We start from the raw sequence: 2,315 nt of genomic DNA, 5'->3' as shown, positions 1-2,315 counted from the left end.
GGGTTCGCCAATATCGCGGTTCACCCTTGACAAACTTATGAAGCTCTACGGCGCCAAGGCCGACATCCCGGCAGACAAGCGCCACTTCCACGTTCTGAAGCACAGCATCTCCACTCACCTACTGGATGCCGGCGCTGACATCAGGTTCGTCCAGGACTGGATAGGCCACATCAACATTCAGAATACCGTAGTGTATGCCCAGATCAGCAACCGAGCCCGGGAGGCACAGGCAAGGAAGTTGTTTGCCAGCCCGATGATTGTAGGTACATAATGCCCATAGTTAAAGAAAAACCGAACGGGACTTACTGCGAAGACCTTAGAGTATTCTGGGAAAGTAAATCCTGTCCCTTCCTAGATACATCCCGTGGAGCAAGGGAGCCCTTTTGCACCAAGCTAACAAAGCCACTTCATTGGGATATAGCTGGACATATACTATGGGAGGTATCACCGCGAGGATTCTTAATGAGCCCCCGCTCTATCCTGTAAATATACGTTTCACTAACACCGGAGAGCTTGGCCAGGCGATATTTCGTCAGACCCTTGGCTTCCCGGAGTGATTTCAGCCGAGTTCCTAAAGCCTCTGGAGCCACGTTTTTCTATCATTACCTCAGATGCTGCCGTTACACCCCCCCCCGACCATACTTCCAAAAGTTTACAGGTGAGCATTTTTTTTTGCAAGGCTGGCAGAAAATTGGGTATGGTCGGTGTATTATGTCACGAAATCCCTTGACAAGCTGGCAAACAGGACATATTATTAGTATTGTACGAAAATGCAAGGAATAGAAATAGCAGACCTTATAGCAGCGCTAGAAGCAGAGCGAGTACGACGCGAGCTGGACCACAGGGGTTTCAGTACCCTACTGGGAATACATGAGTCGGCATGGTGCCGAATCAGAACAGGGCAGAGGGCACCAACCCTGGACACCCTGACCATCATCCTCAAAAAACTACCAGAACTCAAGCCTGTGGTTTGTTCTTACATGACCCAGCGGCAGATTTCGGAAAACGCCCGAAAAAATGATGGGGAGCAGGGCGAGCTAGGGCAACTATCTACCCCCACCACCGAAAAGGGCAGGAAAACCTAGCCAAAACCTAGCGACAATGGCAAACAAAAGGGTTACACCATACGATGAGGCCGGGAGATTGGGTGGTCTGGCCACACTCCGAAGATATGGCCGGGATCAGCTCGCCACCTGGGGCAAACTCGGTGGCCGGCCCCGGTCCGCAACTTATGACGACATCAGGCAGCGACAGCTTCTGGAGCAAAACAAAAATAAGGAGGTGATGGTTCCCCCGGGTACATTAAGAGAGCAAAAGAGGCTGTTTGCCGCACGCCAACGGTCGAATGGCGTTATGGTTACTAGCATAGAAGAGGCATGGATTGCTCAAGGAACCCCACGCGAGCAAGTCCCTGCCGGAGGGAGCGAAACAAGATCATGAATCGCCCGATACTTATTATACGGGCCACAGGCCAAGCAAAGCAAATCATCCCACTATTCGCCCTGTACTGCAAAACCCAGGGCAACAAAAGAATCTGCGAATTAGCGAGGTGAACAATGTTGATGTTTGCCATCATTCTATGGGTAATTGCAGGTGCCTTATGGGTATGGCTTCAAATATGGAATATCAAACTCATGAAAATCAATAGGCAACTAAGGGATCATGCGGTGGAAAGAGTAATTCAATACTGTGAGACCAACGGGTTTTGGGATAGCCCGTGTAGCAAAAGATGCCTCTGTATCCCAGAAGAAAAATGGCAGGCAATCAAACCAATCAAGGAGGTGAACCATGGCAATCAAAATAGATCCCCGGTGGGTTGAACTTCAAAGTAGAGGCTACAACCTAAGAGACATGGATGGTGATGTAGGCGTCGCCCTCTACTATAAGGAGGCTTACATAAACAGTGGCTATAACCAGACCAAGGTCGATATGAGCGAAATCATAATGGACGCCCAGGAGCACTGGCAGGAAATTACGGAGAGTGTAGGCGGCCCCAGACATTGCCGGAACTGTGCCCACTGGCATTACACAGCCGAGTTCCGTGGCAACTGTTGGCTCCGCCGATGGGACAACGACAAATATAGCCAGGATGCGGCGCCAAGTGAAATGGGCTGCAAAGAGTACGCCGACAGATGCGTGGCAGTCGCACAGGAGGGGTAGATGCAAGAAGTAGCGACGCTAACAAAACCACAGGAAAGCAAGGCCGTCGTCCAGTGGAAGGGTGAGCCGATCACCATCACGTTCCAGGACGTACACAACCTTATCTGCCCGCTCGCCAGCGACCAAGAAGTAGCCGTGTTTCTCAAGACGTGCCA

General features: G+C 51.0%; 5 protein-coding genes. 4 read left to right on the top strand and 1 reads right to left on the bottom strand.

Translation table 11 applies throughout. The features are described from left to right. On the top strand, positions 1-271 hold a 271-nt coding region (locus HWQ67_RS16645; RefSeq protein WP_218253809.1), incomplete at its 5' end, for a tyrosine-type recombinase/integrase. Positions 272-407: 136 nt separating this feature from the next. Here the strand turns inward: HWQ67_RS16645 and HWQ67_RS20695 are convergent. Further along, positions 408-590 (bottom strand): helix-turn-helix domain-containing protein, encoded by a 183-nt coding sequence (locus HWQ67_RS20695; protein ID WP_218253808.1) that lies wholly within the window; start codon positions 588-590, stop codon positions 408-410. 180 nt (positions 591-770) lie between these two features. On the opposite strand from HWQ67_RS20695, the gene HWQ67_RS16635 reads away from it, so the two are divergent. The 3 genes from HWQ67_RS16635 (at position 771) to HWQ67_RS16625 (ending at position 2,160) form a co-directional block, all read left to right on the top strand. Next, complete coding sequence (locus HWQ67_RS16635; RefSeq protein WP_218253807.1) at positions 771-1,085, top strand: hypothetical protein; 315 nt, start codon at positions 771-773, stop codon at positions 1,083-1,085. 16 nt (positions 1,086-1,101) lie between these two features. Next, positions 1,102-1,440, top strand: coding sequence for a hypothetical protein (locus HWQ67_RS16630; RefSeq protein ID WP_218253806.1), 339 nt, complete (start codon positions 1,102-1,104; stop codon positions 1,438-1,440). A gap of 348 nt (positions 1,441-1,788) precedes the next feature. Then, positions 1,789-2,160 carry a hypothetical protein gene (locus HWQ67_RS16625; RefSeq protein WP_218253805.1) on the top strand — a complete coding sequence of 124 codons (372 nt, stop codon included), beginning with the start codon at positions 1,789-1,791 and terminating at the stop codon, positions 2,158-2,160. Positions 2,161-2,315 lie beyond the last annotated feature (155 nt).

The sequence above is a fragment of the Candidatus Magnetobacterium casense genome (genome assembly GCF_019173545.1).
Classification (GTDB): Bacteria; Nitrospirota; Thermodesulfovibrionia; order Thermodesulfovibrionales; family Magnetobacteriaceae; genus Magnetobacterium; species Magnetobacterium cryptolimnobacter.
Note: the sequence above shows the minus strand (reverse complement) of the source record. Positions and strands in the feature narration are given on the sequence as shown.